Source organism: Alterileibacterium massiliense (genome assembly GCF_900104645.1).
GTDB lineage: Bacteria > Bacillota > Clostridia > Peptostreptococcales > Anaerovoracaceae > Alterileibacterium > Alterileibacterium massiliense.
On the sequence record NZ_FNWE01000002.1, the window covers coordinates 398,274 to 419,280 of the forward strand.

A 21,007-nucleotide genomic window follows, 5' to 3' on the forward strand; every position below is an offset into this window, starting at 1 on the left:
TTTAATAGAGGAAGCGATGATAAGACTTTTCGCCGGAAGAGAAAATCTAGACAAGGAAAAATTCGTTTATGAAAATATTGAAGGAGAAGCGGTAGTTATTGTCCCTGATCAGTATACTGTTGTTTCGGAAGAACAGGCAATTAAGTATACGGGAGATACCTGCCTTTTTGATATTGAAATTTTCGGAATGAATAGGCTCGGGCTTAGAATACTAAGAGAAAAGGGAATGGAAAACATGGATGCTCTAGACAAGTATGGACGGCATCTTATCTTGACACGCATAATAAATGAGAAATCAGGCGAGCTTGATATATTCAAAAAAAGTGCAAAAATGCCAGCATTTATACAGATGATAAATGATTTTATATCTGACTGTAAAAGGCAAAATATTAGCCCGAGTGACTTGAAAGAAACATTCAGAGATGAAGAAATTGACAATCTTTTAAAAGGAAAGTTAGGAGAGATAATCAATATCTACGAAGAATATGAAAAAGAAATTTCAGGTAAATATAATGACAATGAGGATTACATATCGAAATATGTTGAGAGCATTTCAGAATCGAAATTTATAAAGAATAAGGCGGCCTGGATATATGGATTTGACAGCATAACGCCGAAATTTCTATCGGCGATTATAGAACTTGCGAAGTATTCTAGGGGAGTTAACATAATAATAAATGAAAGCAATTTCGGGCTTGATGGCATTATGACCGGCATGATAATGAAATCTGCGGATATGAATGGTGTACCTTATGAATATCAAAAAATTGGAAGCGAGTATCTGCTCGAAAAATCCTTTGATATATCGAAAATTGAAGAAGTTCTTTTTTCAAAAAATGCCCTTTACGATGGTATAAAAATTGGTACCAAAGGAGGCATTAAAATAGTCGAATCGGCAAATCCATATTATGAAGCGGAAAACGCAGCCGCATACATTGTAAAGCTGATAAGAGATGAGGGATACAGGCTTAAAGACATTGCTATCATAGCTAATGAAGAAAAGGAGATGCAATCCATAATCAAGAGGACATTTAGCGAATATGGGCTCGATGTATTCTCCGATTCTAGGGATAAGATAACAGGAAATCCCGCAGTAATCTTTGTAATAAGCTTATTAAAAAGCGTCAAGAGTGGAATTAATACTGCCGAAATAATTAATATTTTAAAGTCAGGAATTAGCGGATTTTCAGAAGATGAAGTCCTCTTAATGGATTCATATCTTCATAAGTATAGGATAAGGGGAAATGCTTGGAGGAAACCTTTTAAATATGGAGATTTTGAATATGGAGATGAGTTTAAAATCATAATTGACATCGAAAGACGCATATATGAAAAACTTGAAAAGCTGGAGAATATCATAGAAAATGCTCAAAATGTCGAAAGTTTCATCTCTGATTTTTCAACATATCTCGATGAAGAATGGAATTATACGGATAATGTTAAGGATATGATTAAAAATCTCGAAGATTCAAGCAACAATTCTGGAGCTCAAATTGTCGGAGGAAGTTACGAGGCAATTTATAAGGTTTTAGATCAAATTAAGGTGATAATGAGAGATGATGAGTTTGACATCAAATCATTTATAGAGCTTTATGAAACTGGTATAGTCGAAGTTGAGATTGCGAATATTCCGCCTGCAAGAGATCAGCTGCCGGTAGGAACTCTTATAAGGACAAGGCCTGCCAATATAAAGGCTGTCGTAATGCTAGGAGCTAATGAGGGAATACTACCTTTATCTAAAGAGCCGGAAGGACTGTTTTCGATAGATGAAAAAAAATATTTCAAAAAAAAGGAAATAAAGCTTGGGACATTAGATGACATCAAGGAACTTGAAGAAAAGGTCGCACTTTATAGAATCCTATCTAAGCCGTCGGAAAGATTATATATAAGCTATTCGCTATCAAGCATATCAGGCGAGGATAGAAAAGCGTCGTCATTTGTTAACGAGATATGCGATTTGTTTGATATAGAAATTGAGAAAGACATCGTTACCAGAGGATTTGGCCTTGATTTAGTTCAGGGAAGACAGGAATCCCTTAGGCATATGATGAACTATTTAAATAATAGAGCGATGCCTGATAAGAATAAGGAAGAAGAAAGGGATATGATAAGCTCTTCCCTTTTAGCGTGGTATGAGAAAAATGAACCAAGCACTGCAAAAACCCTTAGAGCTGTAGCTTCTAGTGACAATAAAATGAAGAATCTAAATTCTTCCCTAATAACATCTCTATATGGAAGAAAAAATAAGGACATAGTATTAAGTGCGAGCAAGATGGAGAGATTTAAATATTGCCCATTTAGATATTTTATTTCATATGGAATTAAGCCAAAGGAAGATAGGGAATTTTGTAGCGACTCAAGGGATATTGGAAATGTATTTCATGAGTGTATTATGCAGGTCAGCAGGAAACTCATGGACGAGAGAGAGAAGTTTGGTGAAAAAATGTGCGTGCCTCCAAATAAAATGAACGAGTTAAAAATTATTAATGAAGAAATTCCTGAAAACGGGAGAGCTAATGAAAATGAGAGAGCTAATGAAAATAAGGAAATTAATGAAATAGATACAAGAGAGCTTGTGCATAAGGAGCTTATAAATATTTCAGAAAGCCACAGAGGAGGAATATTCTCAAGCGATAAGTCAGAGGAGTACAGGCTTAGCAGGATTGAGGATCTATGCACAAAAGCGGTAAAAGAACTCATGAAACAGCTCTTAGATGATGAACTTATGGAGGCATTTTTTGAAGAACCTTTTTCAAATAGAGAAGGAGCTAGGTATAAACCGATAGAACTCGAGGTCGATGATAGAAAGGTCTATGTCGAGGGTAAGATAGACAGGGTAGATTATCTGAAAGAAGATGGAGTGCGTGTCGTCGATTATAAAACGGGCAAGGAAAAGGTATCCATTGATAAGATGAAAGGTGGATACAAGATTCAGCTAATGGTATACCTTGAGAGCGTTATAGATGAAAAGCACACGCCTGATGGAATTTTTTACTTCAATATTTCGGACGAATTAACGGAGCTTACGGATATTTCAAAAGATAAAGAGCAAGATACAATACAAAAAAATAAAGATAAAATTATGCTTGACGGTCTATATGTAGATGGCGAAAATGGAGGAAAATCCTATGCCTCATCTAAGGGGATTTCAGAGGAGGAATTTAAGGAAATAAGGGAGAGCGTAAAAATAGCAATGAGAGATATTGCAAAGAAAATAATAGATGGGGATATAAGCATAACTCCGGTAAAGACGACAAATAGCACAGAATGTACATACTGCGACTACAAAGCAATATGTAAATTTGATATATCAAATGATGGAAATGAATATAATTATATTTAGGAAAGAGATGGATATAGGTGAAGCTGGGAATATCTTCAATTGCAAGCAGTAGCTCGGGAAACTCATATTTAATATCAGATGGAAAGACGCACCTAATACTTGATGCGGGGGTTAGTTGCAAAAAAATATTGGGAACGATTGAATCTTACGGAATTGACAAAAGCTCGGTTAGCGGAATTTTTGTTACGCACGAGCATCTTGACCATGTCAAAAGCATTTCAACTCTGTCTGGGAAACTGGAAAATTCAAAAGTTTTCACATCAAAGGGAACTGCGTTTAGCTGCGAAAAATTTGAGAAGATACCCGAAAGAAAAATTGAATATTTGAAATCTCAGGATAGATTGATGAGCGGAGGAATTAGCATTAAAGCCTTTTCACTTTCCCATGATGCAAGTGAGCCTCTAGGATTTTCTTTTGCTTCAGAAGATACAAAGATTACAGTTGTGACCGATACTGGAATTGTTACAGATGAGATATTTGAGGAAATTAAGACCTCAGATGTGGTGGTTATGGAAGCAAATCACGAGGTAAATATTTTGCAATATGGACCATATCCATACCAGCTAAAGAGAAGAATTCTTAGCGACAAGGGACATCTGTCAAATGTATCAGCGGGTGAGATTATAACGAATGCGATAGAAGCGAGAAAATCTAGCGGAATGGGAAAGATGAAAATCCTGCTCGCTCACTTAAGTACGACAAATAATACTCCGGATCAGGCAAGGCTTACTGTATCAAATATACTTGAGGAAAATGGAATACACGAGGGAAAAGATTTTGCACTTGGAGTGGCACTAAAGGATAGAATTTCAGCTATGATTTATGGTTAGGTGATATGAATATAAGGATTATTTGCATAGGAAAACTAAAGGAGAAATATTGGCAAGATGCGAGCAATGAATATATCAAACGCCTTAAACCATTTTGTAATATTGAGATAGTGGAGTTAAAAGAATATAAAATTACGAAGAACCCGTCGCCCAAAGACGAAGAGATTGTTAAGATAAAAGAGGGCGAAGCAATTCTTTCAAAGATTAAAGATGGAGATTATGTTATCTCACTTGAAATATTAGGGAAGCAGATTTCATCAGAGATGATGGCTGAAAAGCTGATAGGAATAACGAATCAAGGATATAGCGATTTTGACTTCGTGATAGGCGGGAACTTAGGGCTCTCAGATGAGGTTAGCAAAAGAGCAAATTTCAAGTTGTCATTTTCACTTATGACATTTCCGCATCAGATGATGAGGATAATACTGCTTGAGCAGATATATAGAAGCTTTATGATTAACAAGGGAACTTCGTACCACAAATAATTTTAATATGAGAATATTAGATTTAGGAGAATATTGAATTTTAACTAGAGTGTACTAGAGAATAAGTAATCATATAACGATTGTATATAAGTAATTAGCATTTTTTAGCTCAGGAAAGGAGACAAGGTGGCAACTTACGATAGTAATAAAAGGCAAAAGGAAGAGAAAATAAAAAAGAGAAAGAATGATAATAAAGAAATGGAGGCAGAAAATGGTAAAACCAAAGGCAGAGGGAGCTTGGCTGCTAAAATCGTTGTAATAGCCTTAATTGTTATGATGGGCACCTTTTTCTTGCTCAGCAATTTAGCCTATTTATTGAATTAATGAAGAATAAGTGTAAATATAAACAAGAAGATTTCAATTGTACGCGATAAATTGTGTTATAATATTTAGAATTAATATGGTAAACTGAGGTTCTATTTCATATAGAAAAGGAGATGACCCATGTCGATAGAAAGTGTTGAGAGGGTAAAAGAAGCTGAGCTAAAGGCAGAAGAGATTAAAAAAAATGCTGAGGAAAAGGCTAAGGAGATAATTTCTGATGCAAGAAAAGAAGCAAGGCAGATAATTGAAAAAGCTGGAATCGATGCTGATATTAAGCATAAAGAGATAATAGAGGAAGCAGAGAAAAGAGCAGAAGTGCTCTATAAGGAAAAAATAGATAATGAGCGTGAGAAATGCTTGAAGATTAAGGCAGATGGTAGAGAACATATTGGTCAAGCGATTGATGTCATAGTAAGAAAGGTAGTGAATCCGGATGGCAATTGTTAAGATGCACAAGGTGTCTGTCATTGGAATGATCGATGAAAGACAATCCATACTTGACGATTTAATGGATCTCGGAGTTGTCGAAATATCAAATGGAACTCTTAAGCTCCAAAATAAAGAGTGGAGCAGGCTTGTTACGCAAGACGGTGACGAGGGTGTATCGAGAGAACTTGAGAGAAGGCAATCCGATGCCGATTTTGCAATAGAAGTACTGCAAAAGCACGCAAAACTAAAGGCACCGCTATTCTCGGTAAGAGAGAAGATAAGTAGAAAAGTTGAAAAGGACAAATATGCTTTTGAGCAAGAATATCAAGAGGAAGTAGAGAAAATACTTGGACTTGATTTAAAATTGCAAGAAGCTCATGCAGAGGTGAACGAGGCAAATGCGAAGATAATGGGACTTAGACCTTGGGAGGAATATGACCTACCTCTTGAGATGAGAGAAACAAAGAATCTGAGCATAAAGCTTGGAACTCTGCCACCCCTAGGAGACCCTTCTGATATTGAAGGTGAACTTGATTCTCAGGGATTTAGTGCAAAGATAACCGAAATAGCAAGGGATAAACAGCAGACATATGTCTATATTCTATATTTCAAGGCAGATGAAGATGGAGTATGGGATATAATTAGAAAAAATGGTTTTTCTGAACACAGCTTTGATAATTATGAGGGAACTCCCGCAGAAAACATTGAAAGCCTGAAGAATCAGATTGAAAAGGCTCGTGAAAAGCAGGAGGGAATTTCCTTAGAGATAGCTGATGAAGCAAGCCGTATTGATGACATAAAGCTATATCGCGATCTGCTTCAGATAAGGATAGACAAATCAAAGGTTAGGAGCAATTTACTAAATACCGAAAGAGCCTTTCACTTTGACGGCTGGGTTCCTGTGGTTGCTGAAAAAGAGGTGTCTTTGCTTCTTGATAAATACACCTGTGCATATGAGTTTGAAGAACCTAGAGAAGATGATAATGATATACCTGTACAATTTAAAAATAAGGGAATCTTCTCATCGGCGGAGTTCATAACAAGACTCTATTCACTTCCAAATCCCCACGAGGTTGACCCTACATCGATCTTTACATTCTTCTACATATTATTCTTCGGAATGATGTTCGGAGATGTGGGGTATGGACTAATAATAATGATTGCAACAGCGATTTTGCTCAAAAAAGGCAAGGTCGAGGGATCAGCCAAAAAGCTCATGCACATACTATTTTACAGTGGTATATCGAGCGTTTTCTGGGGAGTAATGTTCGGAAGTTATTTCGGAGATGCGATTCCTGTAGTCGCTAAGACTTTCTTTAACAAGACGATTATAATAAAACCTCTCTGGCTTGACCCTGGTAAATCTGCGATGCTATTTCTCATGGTATCCTGCGGACTTGGAATTTTACATTTATTCGTAGGAATGGGAATAGATGCATATGAGAAGATTAGGTCAGGAAAGGTTCTATCTGCAATCAATGATGATTTCGCTTGGTACTTGATTGTACTAGGTGCGGTCGGAACGCTTTTCGGAAAGATGCTTAATCCATCGGTTCCTAAGGCAGGGAAGGTGATGCTAATAGCCGGATTAATAATGGCAATCATACTTCCATTCTTTATCAACAAAGGAATTGGTAAGGCAATAGGCTTATGGAATATATACAGCGGTCTGACAGGAAATCTTTCAGATATACTATCATATTCGAGATTGCTAGGACTTGGACTTGCATCAACATCAATAGCTCAGGTATTCAATTTCCTCGCCTCCATGGGAGGAAAGAGCGTGGTCGGAGTGATAATGTTCATCTTGATATTTACATTAGGACATACGCTTAACTTTGCGATTAACGCACTTGGAGCCTTTGTTCACAGTTGCAGGCTTCAGTTTGTAGAATTCTTTGGTAAATTTTATGAAGGTGGAGGAAGAGAATTTACACCTTTTGAAAAAAATACAAAATATATTAAAGTGGTTGAGGAGGAAAAGTAATATGGAATTAGGAGTAGCATTGGCTATATTAGGAGCCGCAATTGCAACATGTGCAGGAGTTGGAAGTGCTATCGGAGTAGGAATTGCAGGTGAGGCTGCTGACGGAGTTATGTCTACGGACAAGGTGAGCTTCGGTTCAACCCTCGTACTACAGGCATTGCCTGGTACTCAGGGAATTTACGGAATGGTTATTGCAATAATGATTTTGGTAAAAATTGGAGTTCTAAGTGGAAATATTCTTGATGTAACTACAAGTCAGGGTCTTTCACTTTTCTTCGCAGGACTTCCTATTGGAATAGTAGGAATTTTATCTGGAATTTTCCAAGGTAGAGCTGCAGCGTCGGGAATTATGCTCCTTTCTAAAAAGGAAGGAAGACTTGGTAATGCAATTATTTACGCAGTAATGGTAGAAACATATGCAATTCTAGCATTTATCATCTCTTTCCTTATGTACAACGGAATTAAGATAGGCTAAGAGTGTTGCAGAAAGGAACTTATAGATGAGTATTAACTCCATTTTAAAAAGAATAGAAGACGAGGCGAGTGCGTACTCTGAACAAAGCCTTAAAGATGCAGAGGAAGAAAGAAATAAGATTCTCGATGAGGCAAATAGAGAGGCTGGAAGAATTAAGGATAAGAGAAGGGTAGCTTCAAAAAAAGAAGCTGAACAGATAATTCTCAGAAATAATTCCGTTGCAGGACTTGATTCCAGGCAGATGGCTCTTCAAGCAAAGCAGGAACTCATCAAAGAAAGCTTCGACGGTGCGGTAGAATACATAAGAAATCTAGATGCAGATGATTATGTGAATTTTATAGAAAAGCAGGTAGAACCTTTCAAGAATCAGACAGGAGAAGTTCTCATTTCCTCTCATGACAGGCATAGATATGGTGCCAGAGTTATGGAAAAGCTTGAGGGTACAAAGCTCAAATTAAGCGATGATGTGGCTGATATAAAAGGTGGCTGCATAATTAAATGTGGAAATATTTCTTATAACGCCTCGATAGAAGAAATCATAGAAAGCGATAAGACCAATATTATGAGAGAGATCTCAGACTTATTATTTTAGCTCGCTATTCTAAAGATTATTCTAATGCTTGCAAATAAATTGAAAGGAGGCGTGCATAATTGACTGATTATATATATGCGACCGCTTGCATCAGGAGCATGGAAGACAAGCTAATCAAAGAAGAGCAATTTGATCAGCTTGTAGAGATGAACAATGCAGATGACATATTTAAGATTCTTGAGAATGCAGGTTATGGTGGAGAAGATGGGCATTTTGATATAGATAATTATGAAAAAAAGCTTGGCGAAAAATCAAAATACCTTGTTAATTACATAAAAGAACTTTCAGATGATGAAGTATTTGATATATTTTCTATTCCATCTGACTACCATAATATAAAAGTCATCTTAAAAGGTGAAGCACTGGGACTTAAAAGACCTGATATATTGCTTAATACAGGAACTGTCCCACCTAGCGACATGGTTAGATATGTCAACGAGAGAGATGAGATCAATCTAACAGAGAATATGCTAAAGGCTGTAAATGATGCAATCGATAATCATGCAAGGACCAAAGATCCTCAGATTATAGACCTTGTGTGCGATAAATATTGTTATATAGAAATAAGCGAAATTGCTAAGAGAAGTGGCAATGATTTTATTGAGGGATACATATCCCTTTTGATAGACACCCTCAACTTTAAGACCTGCATGAGAGCTAGAATGATGGGTAAGGAGTGGCCATTTTTCTCAGAGCTTTATATTCCGAATGGAAATATTGATGAGAAGGTATTTATAGATAGCTTTGATGACGATTTGACGCAGATAGCAGAACGCTTTTCACCATATGAGATTTATGAGGTAGCTCTTAAGGGGCTTGCTCGCCTTGATAACACGGGCAGTTTCACACTTCTCGAAAAGCTTTGCGATGATGTTTTAATAAAATACATAAGAAAAGCCGGTTTTAAGACCTTTGGCATTGAAGCATTATTTGCTTACATGGTATCAGCACAGATGGAGATAAAGAGCGTAAGAATTCTCATCACGGGAAAACTCGCCGGAATGGAGCCGGCACTTATTAAAGAGAGGCTTAGGTTGGCTTATGAATAAAATCGGTATAATTGGAGATGCCGACAGCGTAATAGGATTCAAGGCTTTCGGACTCGACGCATTTACTTGCAGAACAGGAAATGAAGCTTCCGAAATACTTCACAGTATAATAAAGGAAGACTATGGAATTATCTTCATTACGGAAAAACTTTATAAGGAAATAGAGGATGAAGTAGGAAGATATGAGGATTTAATGATTCCGGCAATTGTTTCAATTCCAGGTAGAGAGGGAAGTCAAGGAACAGGACTTTCAAATATTAAGAGAGCCGTGGAAAAAGCAGTTGGCGTAGATATATTATTTGGTGATAAATAGGGGGTAATGAGTATGGAACAAGGCACAATTGTTAAGATTTCCGGACCTCTCGTAGCGGCTACAGGAATGAGCCGTGCAAATATGGGTGATGTTGTAAGGGTTGGTGAACTCGGGCTGACCGGAGAAATACTTGAGATGCGTGATGGTAGAGCATCAATACAGGTATATGAGGAAACTGCGGGGTTAAAAGTAGGAGAACCCGTTCATACAACGGGACTTCCATTATCTGTAGAGCTAGGGCCCGGATTGGTTGAAACTATATATGATGGAATTCAGCGTCCACTTTTTAAACTGATAGAAAAAACCGGATCTAATATCACAAGAGGTGTTACAGAATCGGCACTCGATCATAGCAAGGAATGGGATTTTGTCGCTACTGCTAAAGAGGGAGATGAGGTTAGCATGGGCGATATTATCGGTACTGTTCAGGAAACAAATGCAGTTCTTCACAAAATAATGATTCCTAAGGGCATAGAGGGAACCATTAAAGAGATAAAAAGTGGAACTTATACAATAGATGAAGTGGTAGCCATTGTAACCGATGATAATGGAGATGATCACGATGTTACCATGCTTCAGAGATGGCCGGTTAGAGTTCAAAGACCATATGTTGAAAAACTTCCTCCGAATGAACCATTAATAACAGGTCAGAGAGTAATTGACACGATGTTCCCTCTAGCAAAGGGTGGTACTGCAGCAGTTCCAGGACCATTCGGTTCGGGTAAGACGGTTGTACAGCACCAGCTTGCAAAATGGGCAGAGGTTGACATAGTTGTATATATAGGCTGCGGTGAGCGTGGTAATGAGATGACAGATGTACTAAATGAGTTCCCTGAGCTTGAAGACCCTAAAACGGGAGAGCCACTCATGAAAAGGACAATCCTCATAGCGAATACCTCAGATATGCCAGTTGCAGCTAGAGAGGCATCTGTATATACAGGAATAACAATCGCAGAATATTTTAGAGATATGGGATATTCAGTAGCACTCATGGCTGACTCGACATCAAGGTGGGCGGAAGCTCTCCGTGAAATGTCAGGACGACTTGAAGAGATGCCAGGTGAAGAAGGTTACCCAGCATATCTTTCATCAAGACTTGCACAATTCTACGAAAGAGCAGGAAAGATAATATGTATGGGAAAAGACAGAAGGCAGGGTTCATTGTCTGCTATAGGAGCTGTATCACCTCCTGGAGGAGATATTTCAGAGCCTGTATCTCAGGCAACGCTCAGAATTGTTAAAGTTTTCTGGGGACTTGATGCAAACCTTGCACACGCTAGGCACTTCCCTGCAATCAACTGGCTAACCTCATATTCACTTTACGAGGATAGGCTAGGTCCATGGCTAAATGAGAAGATAGACAAAGAGTTTACAAGTCATAGAGCAAGAATGATGAGACTTTTGCAGGAAGAGAGCGAGCTAAATGAAGTAGTTCAGCTCGTAGGAATGGACGGTCTATCCAAGAAAGATCAGATGAAGCTTGAAATATGCAAGGTAATAAGAGAGGATTACCTTCACCAAAACGCTTTCCATGAGGTAGATACATACGCCTCAATGCATAAACAATTCAAACTGATGGATATTATTCTCTACTATTATGACAGGTGTAATGAAGCGATTGACAAGGAAATAAATCTTGACGACCTATTCTTTATGCCATCGAGAGAAGATATTGGTAGATATAAATACCTAGAAGAAAGTATTGCAGACCAAGGATATGACAAAATAAAACAAGATATAGATGCACATATTGCAAATCTAATCAGAAAAGCAGGTGAAGCCGATGATTAAAGAATATCAGACAATATCAGAAGTATCAGGTCCATTGATGCTCGTAAAGGGTGTTCAAGATGTTGGATACGATGAGCTTGGACAGATTGAGCTTGGCAATGGAGAAACAAGACACTGCAGAGTTCTTGAAATAAATGGAGATGATGTTCTAGTTCAGCTGTTTGAATCATCAGCAGGAATGAACCTCGATGATAGTAAGGTTAGATTTTTGGGACACGGTGCTCAGTTAGGCGTGTCTTTAGATATGCTAGGTAGAGTATTTGACGGAATGGGACATTCCATAGACGGTGGTGCTGAGATAATTCCAGAAAAGATGATGGATATTAATGGTGAACCTATGAATCCGGCAGCTAGGGAATATCCGTCCGAATTTATACAGACAGGCGTATCGGCTATAGACGGTCTTAATACCCTAGTTAGAGGGCAGAAACTACCGATTTTCTCAGGCTCTGGACTTCCCCATGCGGATTTTGCAGCTCAGATTGCAAGGCAGGCAAGGGTAAGAGGAACTGACTCGAATTTTGCTGTAGTATTCGCTGCAGTTGGTATTACATATGAAGAGGCTGATTTCTTTATCAATGACTTTAGAAAATCTGGCTCAATAGATAGAACTGTAATGTTCTTAAATCTTGCAAATGACCCTGCTGTAGAGAGAATTTCTACACCTAGAATGGCACTCACGGCTGCTGAATACTTAGCTTTTGAAAAGAATATGCATGTTCTTGTAATAATTACAGATATTACGAATTACTGCGAATCTCTTCGTGAAATATCTGCAGCAAGAAAAGAGGTCCCTGGAAGAAGAGGTTATCCAGGTTATCTATATACTGACCTTGCTACTATGTATGAAAGAGCGGGAAAGAAAAAGGGAGTTGACGGCTCTATTACGATGATTCCTATCGTATCAATGCCTGAGGATGACATAACTCACCCAATCCCTGACCTAACAGGATATATAACCGAGGGGCAGATTATTCTTTCTAGAGAGCTATATAGAAAGGGGATTAAGCCACCTGTAAATGTATCGCCATCTCTATCCAGATTAAAAGATAAGGGAATAGGAGAGGGCAAGACGAGAGAAGACCATGCGGATACCATGAACCAGCTCTTTGCAGCTTATTCGAGAGGAAAGGACGCAAAGGAGCTCATGTCAATTCTGGGTGAAGCGGCATTGTCAGAAACAGACAAGATATATGCAAGATTTGCTGATCATTTTGAGAAGAGATATGTAAATCAAGGATATTATACAAATCGTTCAATAGAAGACACATTGAACATTGGCTGGGAACTCTTAAAAGATCTTCCAAGACAAGAACTAAAGCGTATTCACGATGAATATGTTGACAAATACTATTATGGTAAAAATACAGCTGATGAAGAAGAATAGTATTTTAATTTGCACAGGGGGTTAGTACATGGCAAGACTTAATGTGAACCCGACAAGAATGGTTATGACGACATTAAAAGGTCGTCTAAAGGTTGCGGTAAAGGGGCATAAGCTTCTCAAGGATAAGAGAGATGAGCTTATGAAGAATTTCATAGATTTGGCTAAGGAGATAAAGATACTCCGTGAAGAAGTTGAACCGATGCTCGAAGATGTATATGGAAGCTTTTCCGTTGCAAGAGCGGTGATACAGCCCGAAATTCTTGAAGAAGCACTTATGTATCCTAAGCAAAGCGTTAACCTTATTGCCGGTGAAAAAAATGTAATGAGCGTCATAGTTCCTGAGTTTGATTATGAACTAAATTCAAATGATTCATCAGATGTATATCCTTACGGCTTTGCTACAACATCAGGAGAGCTTGACAAGTCGATAGAAAAATTGTCAGATCTTTTTCCTAAATTGCTCAAGCTATCGTCAATGGAAAAAGAGGCATTTCTCCTCGCAGATGAGATTGAAAAGACTAGGAGGAGGGTTAATGCTCTCGAATATGTTAAGATTCCTGATTATCAGGAAACCATAAAATATATCAGAATGAAACTTGATGAAAATGATAGGGACAGTCAGACAAGACTTATGAAGGTCAAGGATATGATGCTTGAAGAAGAAAGGCAGAAAGAGATAAAGCAGAACAGAGAAAAGATGGAAGAATTTGAAAAACGGATGAAAAGTTAGGTAAAATAAACATATTTAAAAAAACATCTGCAATATGCAGATGTTTTTTTAAACAAATTTTTGTATACATATTCCAATTTAAATTAAATTATGAGAAAATGTATAACAAATTCAAATTAAATTAATAATAGTTAACTAGAGCTAAATAAAAAATGAGGAGATTTTATATGAAAGAAAATAAATGGCTTAGATTACTTGCAAGTCTTGTTATGGCATTACTATTAGTCCTGCCTACCGTATTTGCAGGTGCCTCCTATGCAGAGCCACAGGGAGGAGAAATAAATCACATTACAAAGGTAGATTTCAATCTTTATTTTTATAAGATTGGCGGCAATACAAATGGAATAAATGTTGGTTGTCAGACTGATGGAATAAGAGTCACAAATTTTGAGGTTTTTAGATTTGATGAGGCAGCGGATGATTGGGTTTATGCAAAGGGTGTATTTAAAGCTGATGAAAGCTACCGCTTAAGAGTAAGCTTTAAGCCAAAAGACGGCTATGATTTGGCAGGTCTTACCAAAGAGAATATAAATCTTGGAGCAATAGGAAATCCAATTAAGGACACCACTGACGCAGGTTCTATGGAAAGAAAAGTAATATTTAGTTTACCAATTTTGACAGAGCCAGTTCAAAGCACGCTAACATTTGATACAAACGGTGGAAGCAATATTGGACCTCTAATTGAGATGAAAGGAACTAAAATTGACCTTACAAAATATATGCCGGTAAAAGAAGGATTCGATTTTGACGGCTGGTATGAGGATATGCAGTTAACAAATAAGATTACAGAGGTCACCTTGACAAAGGATATGACAGTATATGCAAAGTGGAATGCAAAGCCTAATCCGCCTGCACATAACGAAGAATTTGCTATCACGGTCAATCCAAAAGGAGGCAACTGGAATGGCGATACATCTATAAAGACTTTTATGGTTAAAAAAGGTGAATATTTCACTCTTCCTGATGCACCTACGAGAGACGGATATACTTTCAAATACTGGAAAGGTTCAATGCTTCAGCCAGGCGATAAGTATATGGTCGATGGAGAGCATGAGTTTGTAGCGGTATGGGAGAAGAATAAGGTTACAAATGATAATAATAATAAAGATAAAGACGCGAAAGATATGAATTCAAAAAATATGAAGAACTCACCACAAACCGGTGACAATACTTCGCTCTTTTCTCTTATGTTCATTCTTCTTCTGTCAGGCATATCGATGATTGCTATAAGCAGAAAATATAATGAAGAAAAATAAACAAGTTAAAAATAAGTAAATAAATAAGTTAATAAATAGGTAAATAAGTAAAAAAATAAGAGGGGGTTTTTGATAACTCCCTCTTTTAAATAAATATAATTTAAGATAGAAAATCTAGTTTTAATAATAATCCTAATAAAAAAACTTTATATTAGTAATTTAATTAATCATTTTTTTAAAATAATAACGGCTACCGATTAAGCTAGCGTTCCGCCAGCAATCTTACAATCGCTAATTCCCTCTGAATCAGGGGTTAGATGTAACATTAGAGGCGGAGAAACGAGGTCGATATTATGATCTATGCATCTCTTTTCCCATTCTCTCATCCATTCTCCGTCACCCCAGTCATAAGAACCGAAGATTACGACCTTTTTGCCGTCAAGCTTAGTCTCGCAATCTTCAAATAAAGGTTCGAAAATTTCTTCTTCAAGTTGCTCAGAACCCATTGCAGGGCAGCCGAAAGCTATGCTGTCATAATCTTTAATCATTTCTGAATTAAAATCCGATGCGTCAAAAATTGTAACTTCTGCACCATTTTCCTTTGCACCATCTTTAATAGCATTAGCCATTGCTTCGGTATTTCCTGTTGCACTCCAGTAAACTACTGCGACCTTACTCATTTTAATCCTCCTATATTTCTATAAAAAAATGTAATAAATAATATTAAAAATTATCAGATTCAATTGAGTTAGATTAATCTAACTCACTAATATAATAATACTCAGATAATGATTTGTCAACAAAATAATGCTATAATTAATCGACTAAGTTAATGCTATATGCTATGGAGATAACATATGGATAAGAAAAAGGTAAATTTAAGAATATTGAGCAAGCAATTTACTGAAAGCCTTGAACCAAAGGGTGAAGCCTTTGAAAAAAAACTAAAACTAGACGACTCTATTGAGATTTTTACAGAGGGCATGATGGATTTTGGTAAAGATTATACACATATTAATTACGAGGAGTCAGAAGCAACCGGACTTAGCGGAGTGAGAACAGAAATTACATTCAAAGACGGGGTATTAAATGTCGAGCACCACGGAGAAAATAGCGACGAACAGCTGGATCTTCATCTGGAAACGGGGATAGTACATCTGACCAGATATGTATTGCCTATGGCAACTCTTGATGTCGAGGTATATGCACATTCGGTTAAAGGCACCCTAGATAAACAGGGATATGGTGTAATAATGGCAGATTATAATATAAAATTTGACGAGATGATAAATAGGAGAAATAAATTAGAGATAGAGGTATTGCCAAGCTAGCAAGATTGGATATTATTAATAAGTTAAGGCAATTTTATAATAAAATTTTTTAAACAAAATAATAAGAGAAAGATAAGGAACGCGGGGAATACTATGACAAATATGACGGCTTTTAATGCAGAAAAATATATTGAAGAACAGTCAAAATACATACTCCATAGAATAAAAAAGGGAGAGGGCAGGCTATATCTTGAATTTGGAGGGAAGCTGGTTGAGGATAAGCACGCAATGAGGGTGCTGCCGGGCTTTGACGAAAATGCTAAGATAAAATTGCTAGAGAAGATGAAGGAGCACGCAGAAATTATTATCTGCATATATGCTGGAGATATTATTTCTAATAAGACGAGGCAGGACTTTGGAATTACTTATGATTTAGAAGTTATGAGATTGATAGATCAGTTCCGAAAGTATGATCTCAGCATCAATTCTGTAGTTGTGACAAGATATATTGAATCGCCATCGATAACTAATTTTATAAATCGACTTGAGAGAAGTGGAATTAAGACATATAAGCACTATTTTACAAAGGGCTATCCTACGGACATAGACACAATCGTTAGCGATGAAGGATATGGAATGAATCCATATATAGAAGTAAAAAAACCTTTGGTTGTAATTACAGGACCCGGCGGTGGCTCGGGGAAGCTCGCAACATCTCTTTCGCAGGTATATCATGAGTATAGGCGTGGAGAAAAGGCGAGATATGCTAAGTTTGAAACTTTTCCTGTGTGGAATTTGCCTCTTAAACATCCTGTAAACATTGCTTATGAGGCGGCTACTGTGGATTTAAAGGATACAAATATGATAGATCCATTTCACCTTGAAGCATATAATGAGACTGCAATTAATTACAACAGAGATATAGAAGCTTTTCCTGTCGTTAAAAGAATTTTGGATAAGATAACAGGCAACGAGCTCGATTATAAAAGCCCTACAGATATGGGAGTAAATAGGGTTGGATTCAGCATTGAAAATGACGATGAGTGTAGAAAAGCAGCTAGTCAGGAAATCGTTAGAAGATACCTGCTCGCAGAAGTAGCTTATAAGAAAGGCTTAATAGATGAAAACATACTTGAGAGAATGAAACTCATCATGGAAGAAGTGCAGATGAATAGATATGATAGAAAAGTCGTAAGTTCTGCCGAGGAATATGCTGAGAAAAAAAGGAAGCAAAATCCAGAGCGTTATGAGAATATAATTGTAACAGCCATAGAGCTTCCAAATGGAAAGATAATAACAGGAAGAAGTTCTAGGAGAATGGTTGCGAGTGCTGCAATGATTCTAAATGCAGCAAAATACATGGCGGGCATTGAAGATGAAGCCCTAATTATATCTCCGGAAATTCTTAATAATATGAGGAATATGAATGTTGAAACCCTCCATAGGGATAGGTCAGCACTTAACTGCGAGGAAGTTCTTTTAGCACTTGCAATCACGAGCATGACGAGAGAAGATGCGAGAAATGCCTATGACCATCTAAAGGATTTAAAGGGATTAAAAGCACATTGCACAGCGATATTATCTGAAAGAGATGAGCAGACGCTTAAGCAACTTGGCATTGACATTACATCAAACCCTGAGTTTTCAACTAACAACCTATATCCACGCTAAGGATAGGAATCTAAGCTAAATTCTTAAAGAATAGTAATCGCGTGTGCTTAAAGAATAGTAATCGCATATGATAATTACATAGAATACGAATATTTTTTAAGAATAAAAGAGGTATTATAATGAAAAAAGCAAGACTTTTTGACATCATAGGTCCGAGAATGATAGGACCGTCAAGCTCTCATACAGCAGGAGCTGCAAGGCTGGGGAAAATTTCGCTTCTCCTCCTTGGTGAAGAAGTAAAAAAAGCAAGGGTTACACTATACGAATCTTTTGCAAAAACAGGAAGAGGTCATGGAACAGATAGGGCGATTGCAGGCGGTTTGCTCGGTTTTTCTCCAGAAGATGAGAGACTTAGAAATTCATTTGAAATTGCAAAAGAAAGAGGCATTGACATAGATTTTGAGTTTTCAGAAGAAGATTCTATCCATCCAAACACTGCCAGAATAAAGGTATATGGCGAGTCTGGGGAAATAGTTGAAGTCCTCGGCGTGTCAGTCGGCGGAGGTAATATCGAGGTCAGGGAGGTAAATGGTATGGAAGTGTCATTTACCTGCGAATATCCAACTCTCCTAGTTTTTCACACAGATATGCCAGGGGTTATAAGCAAGATAACTGCAAGCCTCGCAGATGAGGGAATAAATATTGCATTCATGAAGGTGTTTAGAACATCTAGAAATAATGATGCAAGCATGGTAATTGAAACAGATGAAGAGGTGCCAAAGGAATTGCTAGGAAAAATTTTAGAATGTGCACCAGGGATAAAGAGAGTAAGCACTATATGAGATACGAATTTCACAGCGGTAAAGACATATGCAAAATATGTAAAGAAGAGAAGATAAGCATATCAGAACTCATGCTAAGGTCGGAGATGGAAGAGAGCATGAGAAGTGAAAAAGATATTAGAGATGAGCTAAGGAACAATCTGTCCATAATGAGAAGCTCCATAAATTCTGGCTTGGATGAAAATAATCATCAGCATGGAATGTTTACAGGTGGTGACGCGATAAAGATTGCAAGATTCGCAGGTAGAACTAATATGGGAAAGGGAATGGCAAAAATTATTGCCTCATCTATGGCTGTAGCGGAAACCAATGCTTCCATGGGTAAGATTGTCGCAGCTCCAACTGCTGGAGCAAGCGGAATATTGCCCGCAGTCCTTATTGAATGTGGCGAAAACCAAAGGGGATTCGATGAGGAAACTTTAATTAATGGACTATTAACGGCTGGAGCAATCGGATGTATAATAGCTGAGAATGCCTCTATTGCCGGAGCTTCCGGAGGATGCCAGGCAGAGACGGGAACAGCAGCGGCAATGGGAGCGGCAGCACTGGCTGAGATGTGCAAGGCAACACCTGAAGAAGCTTTTTCTGCTGCTGCAATAGCGATTAAAAACTGCCTTGGTCTTGTGTGTGATCCAGTAGCAGGACTTGTTGAATGTCCATGTATAAAGAGGAATGCGATTGCAAGTGCTAATGCAATACTTTCGGCGGATTTGGTGCTTTCAGGAATATCAAGTCTTATACCTTTTGATGAAGTAGTTCAAGCGATGGCAAATGTAGGAAAATCAATGCACCAAGACCTTAGAGAAACAGCCAGAGGAGGACTTGCTGCAACTAATACGGCAAAAGAACTTACAAAGAGTTTAAACAAGAGGAGAGGATAATATGGCATTTAAAAGACTTATTATTGAAATAGGGCAGGGAGTTGATATGCACGGCGGTGACCAGAACAACGCAGTTTTAAAGGCGACTAAAGATGCAATTCATCACTGCTGTATGGCTGGGATTTCTGAAATTTTTGAAATTGAAGATAGGAAGAAAGAAGCACGCATTAGGGCGGATATATATGCACCACACCCTGAAGAAGTTGATGCTGATGTTGTTACTAAATACCTAGATATGTGGGAGGTAGAAGCCTTTGTCCATAAAGGAGGAGCAAATCCAGAAGGCATTGCCTTAAATGGAAAACCAAAGACTGAGATAACAGTGGCATTGGTAGTCCTGACTGTATATGTCAATGTTTAAATATCTTTAATAAATAATATATACAGAATATATACATAAAAATATTACGAATGTAATTTGCATTGAAAAGATAAAGCAAAAAGCAATTAATTAATATAGCAAAGATAAGATAAAAGGCATTAATTAATATAATAAAGATAAGGCTTAATGTAATTAATTAATATAACTAAGATAAAATATAATACTAATCAAAAGGAATTTGATTAATACAATGTAATTAGCGAAAAAAGAGAGGTGAAAAAAATGGGCTTTTTAAAAGGTAAGACTGCGATAATAACAGGCGGAGGAAAGGCTGTTTTAAAGGATGGAACAGCAGGAGCTATTGGATATGGCATTGCCCTTGCATATGCAAAGGAGGGAGCAAACCTAGTTATAACAGGCAGAAATGTGAGTAAACTCTCAAAAGCAAAAGAAGAACTTGAAAGAGAATATGGAATTGAAGTACTTCCTATTTCAGCAGATGTGTCATATGGAAGTGACAATGAAAAAATAGTCAAAGATGTCATAGATAAAACCATAGAAAAGTTTTCAAGGATTGATGTATTGATTAACCTTGCTCAAGCTTCTGCATCGGGAGTGAGCATAGCAGATCATACAACGGAGCAGTTCAACCTAGCTATATATTCAGGACTTTATGGAACATTTTATTATATGAAAACTTGCTATCCATATCTGAAAGAAACCAAGGGAACTGTTATCAACTTTGCATCTGGTGCAGGACTTTTCGGTAATTATGGACAGGGAGCATATGCGGCATCAAAAGAGGGAATAAGAGGAATCTCAAGAGTTGCTGCAACAGAGTGGGCAAAGGACGGAATAAATGTAAATATCATATGTCCTCTTGCTTATACTTCAGCTTTAGAAAGATTTAAAGAGGAATATCCAGAGGCTTATGAAGCAAATGTTAAGATTCCTCCAATAGGTTATCTCGGAAGACCTGAAGAGGACATAGGTAGAGCCTGCGTACAGCTTGCTTCACCAGATTTTAAATATATGACGGGTGAAACCTTGACCCTTGAAGGTGGAATGGGACTTAGACCGTAGTTTGCAAGATATTTACCCTCCTTACCGGATAATCCAGTAGGGAGGGTATTTTTATGAAATAAACTT

At 37.5% G+C, this 21,007-nt stretch carries 21 protein-coding genes; 20 read left to right on the plus strand and 1 reads right to left on the minus strand.

Translation table 11 applies throughout. The features are described from left to right. Positions 1-16 precede the first annotated feature (16 nt). The 14 genes from BQ5371_RS03690 (at position 17) to BQ5371_RS03755 (ending at position 14,991) form a co-directional block, all read left to right on the plus strand. Entirely contained in the window at positions 17-3,343 is a 3,327-nt protein-coding gene (locus BQ5371_RS03690; RefSeq protein WP_071132577.1) for a PD-(D/E)XK nuclease family protein, read from the plus strand. Positions 3,344-3,360: 17 nt separating this feature from the next. Next, complete coding sequence (locus tag BQ5371_RS03695) at positions 3,361-4,173, plus strand: MBL fold metallo-hydrolase (protein ID WP_083377415.1); 813 nt, start codon at positions 3,361-3,363, stop codon at positions 4,171-4,173. A gap of 5 nt (positions 4,174-4,178) precedes the next feature. After that, positions 4,179-4,658 carry a 23S rRNA (pseudouridine(1915)-N(3))-methyltransferase RlmH gene (rlmH, locus tag BQ5371_RS03700; RefSeq protein ID WP_071132578.1) on the plus strand — a complete coding sequence of 160 codons (480 nt, stop codon included), beginning with the start codon at positions 4,179-4,181 and terminating at the stop codon, positions 4,656-4,658. Positions 4,659-4,784: 126 nt separating this feature from the next. Then, entirely contained in the window at positions 4,785-4,982 is a 198-nt protein-coding gene (locus tag BQ5371_RS03705) for a hypothetical protein (protein ID WP_071132579.1), read from the plus strand. A 120-nt stretch (positions 4,983-5,102) separates the two neighbouring features. Further along, on the plus strand, positions 5,103-5,429 hold the full coding sequence (locus BQ5371_RS03710) for a hypothetical protein (protein ID WP_071132580.1): 327 nt from the start codon (positions 5,103-5,105) through the stop codon (positions 5,427-5,429). Beyond that, entirely contained in the window at positions 5,416-7,398 is a 1,983-nt protein-coding gene (locus BQ5371_RS03715) for a V-type ATP synthase subunit I (protein WP_071132581.1), read from the plus strand. Before BQ5371_RS03710 ends, BQ5371_RS03715 begins: the two co-directional genes overlap by 14 nt. Position 7,399: 1 nt before the next feature. Next, entirely contained in the window at positions 7,400-7,873 is a 474-nt protein-coding gene (locus BQ5371_RS03720) for a V-type ATP synthase subunit K (RefSeq protein WP_071132582.1), read from the plus strand. A gap of 25 nt (positions 7,874-7,898) precedes the next feature. Continuing rightward, positions 7,899-8,465, plus strand: coding sequence for a V-type ATP synthase subunit E (locus BQ5371_RS03725; protein WP_071132583.1), 567 nt, complete (start codon positions 7,899-7,901; stop codon positions 8,463-8,465). A 59-nt stretch (positions 8,466-8,524) separates the two neighbouring features. After that, entirely contained in the window at positions 8,525-9,514 is a 990-nt protein-coding gene (locus BQ5371_RS03730; protein ID WP_071132584.1) for a V-type ATPase subunit, read from the plus strand. Further along, a complete protein-coding gene (locus BQ5371_RS03735; RefSeq protein WP_071132585.1) occupies positions 9,507-9,827 on the plus strand; it encodes a V-type ATP synthase subunit F in 321 nt (106 codons plus the stop codon). Before BQ5371_RS03730 ends, BQ5371_RS03735 begins: the two co-directional genes overlap by 8 nt. 12 nt (positions 9,828-9,839) lie before the next feature. Beyond that, the gene (locus tag BQ5371_RS03740; protein WP_071132586.1) at positions 9,840-11,618 is read left to right on the plus strand and encodes a V-type ATP synthase subunit A; all 1,779 of its coding nucleotides are present in this window, start codon (positions 9,840-9,842) and stop codon (positions 11,616-11,618) included. After that, a complete protein-coding gene (locus BQ5371_RS03745) occupies positions 11,611-13,005 on the plus strand; it encodes a V-type ATP synthase subunit B (protein ID WP_071132587.1) in 1,395 nt (464 codons plus the stop codon). The genes BQ5371_RS03740 and BQ5371_RS03745 overlap by 8 nt, the downstream gene beginning before the upstream one ends. Before the next feature lie 28 nt (positions 13,006-13,033). Then, entirely contained in the window at positions 13,034-13,735 is a 702-nt protein-coding gene (locus BQ5371_RS03750) for a V-type ATP synthase subunit D (protein ID WP_071132588.1), read from the plus strand. Between the two features lie 167 nt (positions 13,736-13,902). Continuing rightward, on the plus strand, positions 13,903-14,991 hold the full coding sequence (locus tag BQ5371_RS03755) for an InlB B-repeat-containing protein (protein ID WP_071132589.1): 1,089 nt from the start codon (positions 13,903-13,905) through the stop codon (positions 14,989-14,991). 197 nt (positions 14,992-15,188) lie between these two features. On the opposite strand, the gene BQ5371_RS03760 is transcribed toward BQ5371_RS03755, so the two are convergent. After that, positions 15,189-15,611, minus strand: a complete 423-nt coding sequence (locus BQ5371_RS03760; RefSeq protein WP_071132590.1) for a flavodoxin — start codon at positions 15,609-15,611, stop codon at positions 15,189-15,191. A 177-nt stretch (positions 15,612-15,788) separates the two neighbouring features. On the opposite strand from BQ5371_RS03760, the gene BQ5371_RS03765 reads away from it, so the two are divergent. The 6 genes from BQ5371_RS03765 to BQ5371_RS03790 all read left to right on the plus strand — a co-directional run bounded on the left by BQ5371_RS03765 (position 15,789) and on the right by BQ5371_RS03790 (position 20,941). Next, positions 15,789-16,262 (plus strand): DUF1934 domain-containing protein, encoded by a 474-nt coding sequence (locus BQ5371_RS03765; RefSeq protein WP_071132591.1) that lies wholly within the window; start codon positions 15,789-15,791, stop codon positions 16,260-16,262. Positions 16,263-16,355: 93 nt separating this feature from the next. Continuing rightward, a complete protein-coding gene (locus BQ5371_RS03770; RefSeq protein WP_331462933.1) occupies positions 16,356-17,873 on the plus strand; it encodes a DUF1846 domain-containing protein in 1,518 nt (505 codons plus the stop codon). A gap of 119 nt (positions 17,874-17,992) precedes the next feature. Beyond that, a complete protein-coding gene (gene sdaAB / locus BQ5371_RS03775) occupies positions 17,993-18,655 on the plus strand; it encodes an L-serine ammonia-lyase, iron-sulfur-dependent subunit beta (RefSeq protein ID WP_071132592.1) in 663 nt (220 codons plus the stop codon). Beyond that, the gene (gene sdaAA / locus BQ5371_RS03780) at positions 18,652-19,536 is read left to right on the plus strand and encodes an L-serine ammonia-lyase, iron-sulfur-dependent, subunit alpha (RefSeq protein WP_071132593.1); all 885 of its coding nucleotides are present in this window, start codon (positions 18,652-18,654) and stop codon (positions 19,534-19,536) included. The genes sdaAB and sdaAA overlap by 4 nt, the downstream gene beginning before the upstream one ends. 1 nt (position 19,537) lies before the next feature. Next, complete coding sequence (locus BQ5371_RS03785) at positions 19,538-19,897, plus strand: Lin0512 family protein (protein ID WP_071132594.1); 360 nt, start codon at positions 19,538-19,540, stop codon at positions 19,895-19,897. Between the two features lie 243 nt (positions 19,898-20,140). Beyond that, positions 20,141-20,941 (plus strand): SDR family NAD(P)-dependent oxidoreductase, encoded by an 801-nt coding sequence (locus tag BQ5371_RS03790; protein ID WP_071132595.1) that lies wholly within the window; start codon positions 20,141-20,143, stop codon positions 20,939-20,941. Positions 20,942-21,007 lie beyond the last annotated feature (66 nt).